Genomic DNA, 4787 nt, shown 5'->3' with positions numbered 1-4787 from the left:
AACTTGCTTAACTTGCTTAACTTGCTTAACTTGCTTAACTTGCTTAACTTGCTTAACTTGCTTAACAGGCAGGATTGCTCACACCTAAAATCACACATCAACTCAAGGCTACGTATTTCTAATAACATGTTAGCCTAACCTTCCATTAATGAATCAGCAGTGAATCTTTAAAGCAGATCTAGCCTTTTCGCTGGCTTTTTAATAGCTTGGTCATTTAGATGGCTGTCCGGTATTTCTATCAGGTACAATGTAGGTTGTAAGCTAATTCCTTATAATTCACAGCATTAACTTCTGGGGTGACACTTTTCTGGTGGAGGCATATCACTGTAAACATCCATACTAGGTCCCTGCCCGCCTTCTCTTTCATCCGCTCCTAATGAATAGATAATGAACCCTGACTCTCTTAACTTATATAAATATTCGTTTCCCCACATATCTTTAAGGCTGGAGGACATGCCTTGTTGAATAACAAATTCCCTAAAACTATCCTGATCCTGAGGCAGCTCACCCTCCCTCTTAAGCGACTTGGACAATCTATCCAAATCACACAATGCAATTTGCACTTCGACCATGTAATTGGGCGGCGTGAGATTAATGTACAAAAAAGTAACAATAGCCAGCAGAATACAAATTGGAAAAACTATAAATTTCAGAAAAGACTGCATTTGCCACACCTCGATCTCTTACACTGACAGTCTGATATTGAGGATTCGTTGAACCATGGGGCAAGTTCGATAACTCTATCGAACTTGTTACCAGGTTTATCACCTGGCCTTGCTTGTAACCACATATGATACCCATCAGAATTATTAAAGAACACTACCTCAAAGGACCAATCATCATCAAAAGTTCCTCCAGGAAGTGATCTGAAATACTCCACTACCTCTGCGGCCTATTCACTGCACTGTTTATATGATAAACGATATTCTGGAGAATATTGATAATCACCAAAGATCAACTCATTCATATATCCATGAACTTCAACTTGAACTCTTCATGCGCACGTTTAACGGCCTCAGATGGGTGCAATATATAATCATAAAGGTTATACTTTGCGTCTTCTCTGAACCCATCTTCTTCATCTTTCAACTGGTACACTCGGGTAACTTCAGGCCCAACCAAGGCTAACAGTTCTTCTTCAGAAAAGTCGCTAAGCGTGCTAAAAACGCCTAAGGTATGCCTGTGAATAAGAGCACTTGCTCGCTGGGAAAAGCCAAAAAAATCATCCTCAGAATAACTGCTCTCAACCAAACAGTTATTCGTACTTATGACAAGTTCTCGCCATTCTAACTCAAACATTACCTGCTGGTTCAGCAACATTCTCACCCTATCTGGATTTTGCCAGTCAATAGGCTTTGAAATTTTGCCTGCTTTTTCTTTTAGACCGGAAAGCGCAACAGAAAAAGCCTCTTCTGAGTTAGCCGCCTCGATTCTGACATAATCCACTAAGTACTCACCCGTATCTTTCCGAATGAGGTATCCATAGGCAATCCACTTTGAGGTAAAGTCCAACAACCTTAACTCTGAGCGATAATGCTCAGTTGACAAGCTTTCAACCAGTTTGCCTTGTGCTTCTGTAAGTGCTAGATAGTTCATATTATTAATTTCATTAACAGCTCTCTGGGGGACAGTCTTCTACAGCTTTCTCATACTGCTTTATTTTTGCTTCTAGCTTTTTGACCCTTGCTTTGTGAGTATGCGCAGACATTTGATTTCTAACACCATCTCTTGCAAAACCAGCTTTTTTGTTGGTAGTTTGCCTTGCGAGCCTCTCCTTAAGAAATTTGAGTCTTCTTCTGTTTTCATCACAGTTGCCATTTCCTCCGAACCAACCATAAGCTAATGGATCACTCCCTAGTAGCTCGTTCTCCAATTGCCCCTCTGGTCCTAAAGCCATATAAGCATTTGGGTCATCAACTTCATCTGGGCATAGAGCATTTCCCACCAAATGGCCCAGAGCAGTACCAGCGGCAGCACCTCCAATGCCTCCTAGCTCAGCACCTGTAATCCCTCCACCAATTGTACCAACTCCGGGAGCAACTAAAGTTCCACCTGCACTTCCAAGGAGGCCACCACCGGCGTAACCAATACCTCCACCGACAACACCTCCTGCTAAGGATGCTGCATTTACACATGCAGTGCTAGCCTTCAATCCAAAGGGATCAACTAGGCCAACCGGATTCCCCCCACATAAGCAAACGTATTAATCCCGCCTGCTAGCCCAATCGGGTCACTGGTGATGTAGCGCCCCGTCTTCGGGTCGTAATAACGATAGTAGTTATAATACAACCCCGATTCCGCATCAAATAGTTGCCCCGGAAAACGCAGGTCAATTTGCGTTAACTGCTGGTCGCCATCCACATCTTCATTGGCTGCGCCATTGCCGTAAGCATCCGATGACCATTGCCAAACTACTTGCTGATTTGTTAGCTATTGGCTAGTACAATTTAGTTCAACGAGGATGACTAAATCTGTTGATAATTCATCACCACCGATTTTATGATCTTCACCCAACGTATATATAAACCCCAAACCATCACTAACAGAATATGAGTACAGATAACTATTGCCCCAAGGATCTACTCTATTTTTCAATAACTCCTTTATTGAGCTATTATCTATACACCTCTCCTTTATCATAAAGTTATCAACTTCTCCTCTCAGCTTTATAAGGTCACTTCTAGTAACGGAATATAAAGCTTGAGACTTCGGCGAAGCAAGAATATGTAAAAAAGTACCCAAGGGCACAAAGAAAGCGAACATCAACCCAACGTATATAATTTTCATGGCACTTCTTTAAATTTATTATCAAAGGGGAGTAACAGGACACCCATCACTTTTTGCGCTAACTCACATCCTGAGCCATAGTTTACAAGCCACTTAATGAGCAGGATGTGGCCATGACTTTATCTCGCAAGCAGTTGATTTGTCCTGAATCAACGACTTACTACCATGTCACCAGCCGCTGCGTGCGTCGCGCTTTTTTATGCGGCATCGACCACTACACCCAAAAAAGTTGGATAAAATCAGACAACTCGCCAGTATTTTTACCATAGATATCTGTGCTTACGCCATTATGAGTAATCATTACCATCTGATATTGCACATTAATTTAGCCGATAACCGTGATTTATCAGATGTTGACGTCGTGGAGCGCTGGCAGCAATTGTTTGCTATGCCCATGTTGATGGATGATTGGCGAGTGGGTAAACAACAAAGCAATGCTCAACAAGAAGTGGTTGCTGAGTTGATTGCAAAATGGCGTAAACGCCTTAAGGACATCAGCTGGTTTATGCGTTGTTTAAATGAAGATATTGCCCGCAGAGCCAACCAAGAAGATAAATGCAAGGGCCATTTTTGGGAAGGACGGTTTAAAAGCCAAGCCTTGCTGGACCCGTGGCCAAGCAGCGTATAACCGACGGAGTGGATTAGGATAACATTTTCAAGCTGCACAAACTAACTGCGTAACTTGCTTAACAGGCAGGATTGATCGCACCTAAATATCACACATCCAGTCAGAGCTACGGATTTCTAATAGCATTTTAGCCTACCCTTGCATCCATTAATGAATCAGCAGCGAATCTTTACAGCAGATCTAGCCTTTTGCGCTGGCTTTTTGCGCCATCAAATCGCTTGGTTATTTAGATGGCTGTCCGGTATTTTGCTGTCCGGTATTTTGCTCGCCCTGACCTGATTACCTATTCTTATTAATTAAACTCATACAATCTATTTCGTAAATGGGCTCTATCGTTGCATCTAAGTAAGTAACAGTACATTTACTAGGCTTCCATTTGTCATGGTGTTTTTCAAGATCAACATATATTTGGCCAATACGATTACTGGTTGTGTAAACAATAAACGTGTAGGTAGCTATACTATTGCTACCCCTAGATTCAATAGAGTACCCAAAAGGTGAAGCATAGAAATTACCATGCAGGTCATCATCCTTAGTGAGTATTTCTTTTGCTGTTCTTTCTGCTATTTTGTAGCTGCCTGTCGTGGTAACGAACCAAAAAATTATAAAGTAAAAACTCAGCACCATTACCACCAATGACAAGCCTATCGTTAGGTATTTTTTCATATTAATTACTGGCACTCACACGAATCATTTTTAGCAGAATTTGAACTTGAAATATAATTAGTATATTCAACCCCTGCTGCAGCTCCTAATCCTAAGCCAAACTTTTTATTTAGTCCTCATAAGGTGCTGATGAAGAGTAAGTTCTTGGAAGCCAGCCATATTTAGTTTGCTCAAAGCCGGGGCCTACTCCAACTTTAAGCCGTGGCCCCGCATGCAAAAATAAGGCATTTAAATCGGCATGGGCAAATAACCCTAAAGAATGACTCGAGTCTTCAGTAGCTCCAGTAGGCAGACATTTAGAATAACCTGGGCTTGTGTCATACGGCTCAAGTGATAACCCAGCCCCTAAGCCTCTACCTGCTCTAACTCCCCAAAACCAGCTACCGTTTGGATCTCGACCAATGGTTACCCCACCTCCTGCTATAGGAAGGTAAGCATCAATACTGATACTCCATAATCCAAGAGCATCAATCAACTTAACCGGATTCCCTTCCACATAAGCAAACGTATTAATTCCGCCCACTAAGCCAATCGGGTCACTGGTGATGTAGCGCCCCGTCTTGGGGTCGTAATAACGATAGTAGTTATAATATAACCCCGATTCCGCATCAAATAGTTGCCCCGGAAAGCGCAGGTCAATTTGCGTTAACTGCTGGTCGCCATCCACGTCTTCATTGGCGGCGCCATTGCCGTAAGCATCCGATGA

Annotated in this window: 8 protein-coding genes; 2 read left to right on the top strand and 6 right to left on the bottom strand. The window is 42.4% G+C overall.

What is annotated here, in order from left to right:
* Positions 1-284 precede the first annotated feature (284 nt).
* The 5 genes from K1M91_RS20955 to K1M91_RS20935 all read right to left on the bottom strand — a co-directional run bounded on the left by K1M91_RS20955 (position 285) and on the right by K1M91_RS20935 (position 2787).
* The gene (locus tag K1M91_RS20955) at positions 285-665 is read right to left on the bottom strand and encodes a type II secretion system protein GspG (RefSeq protein ID WP_232804205.1); all 381 of its coding nucleotides are present in this window, start codon (positions 663-665) and stop codon (positions 285-287) included.
* A gap of 298 nt (positions 666-963) precedes the next feature.
* The gene (locus tag K1M91_RS20950; RefSeq protein ID WP_232804204.1) at positions 964-1596 is read right to left on the bottom strand and encodes a hypothetical protein; all 633 of its coding nucleotides are present in this window, start codon (positions 1594-1596) and stop codon (positions 964-966) included.
* Between the two features lie 13 nt (positions 1597-1609).
* A complete protein-coding gene (locus K1M91_RS20945; RefSeq protein WP_232804206.1) occupies positions 1610-2152 on the bottom strand; it encodes a hypothetical protein in 543 nt (180 codons plus the stop codon).
* A gap of 14 nt (positions 2153-2166) precedes the next feature.
* Entirely contained in the window at positions 2167-2361 is a 195-nt protein-coding gene (locus K1M91_RS20940) for an RHS repeat-associated core domain-containing protein (RefSeq protein ID WP_348983283.1), read from the bottom strand.
* Positions 2362-2430: 69 nt separating this feature from the next.
* Positions 2431-2787 (bottom strand): type II secretion system protein GspG, encoded by a 357-nt coding sequence (locus K1M91_RS20935; protein ID WP_232804203.1) that lies wholly within the window; start codon positions 2785-2787, stop codon positions 2431-2433.
* 113 nt (positions 2788-2900) lie between these two features.
* Here K1M91_RS20935 and K1M91_RS20930 point away from each other — a divergent pair, with 113 nt between their 5' ends.
* Positions 2901-3056: a hypothetical protein gene (locus K1M91_RS20930; protein ID WP_232804202.1), complete on the top strand. Its 156-nt coding sequence runs from the start codon at positions 2901-2903 to the stop codon at positions 3054-3056.
* Positions 3057-3076: 20 nt separating this feature from the next.
* On the top strand, positions 3077-3415 hold the full coding sequence (locus K1M91_RS20925) for a hypothetical protein (RefSeq protein ID WP_232804201.1): 339 nt from the start codon (positions 3077-3079) through the stop codon (positions 3413-3415).
* Positions 3416-4190: 775 nt separating this feature from the next.
* On the opposite strand, the gene K1M91_RS20920 is transcribed toward K1M91_RS20925, so the two are convergent.
* Positions 4191-4787 (bottom strand): RHS repeat-associated core domain-containing protein (locus tag K1M91_RS20920; RefSeq protein ID WP_232804200.1); only part of this gene is annotated, 597 nt, incomplete at its 5' end.

The sequence above is a fragment of the Motilimonas sp. E26 genome (assembly GCF_021278025.1).
In the GTDB taxonomy this organism is placed as follows: Bacteria; Pseudomonadota; Gammaproteobacteria; order Enterobacterales; family CBDFNC01; genus Motilimonas.
This window is presented reverse-complemented; position numbering and strand designations above follow the sequence as displayed.

Bases quoted from the DNA above. Each gene is read 5' to 3' on its own strand.
- K1M91_RS20955 (WP_232804205.1), bottom strand. From the start codon at position 665: ATGCAGTCTTTTCTGAAATTTATAGTTTTTCCAATTTGTATTCTGCTG.
- K1M91_RS20950 (WP_232804204.1), bottom strand. From the start codon at position 1,596: ATGAACTATCTAGCACTTACAGAAGCACAAGGCAAACTGGTTGAAAGC.
- K1M91_RS20935 (WP_232804203.1), bottom strand. From the start codon at position 2,787: ATGAAAATTATATACGTTGGGTTGATGTTCGCTTTCTTTGTGCCCTTG.
- K1M91_RS20930 (WP_232804202.1), top strand. From the start codon at position 2,901: ATGACTTTATCTCGCAAGCAGTTGATTTGTCCTGAATCAACGACTTAC.
- K1M91_RS20925 (WP_232804201.1), top strand. From the start codon at position 3,077: ATGAGTAATCATTACCATCTGATATTGCACATTAATTTAGCCGATAAC.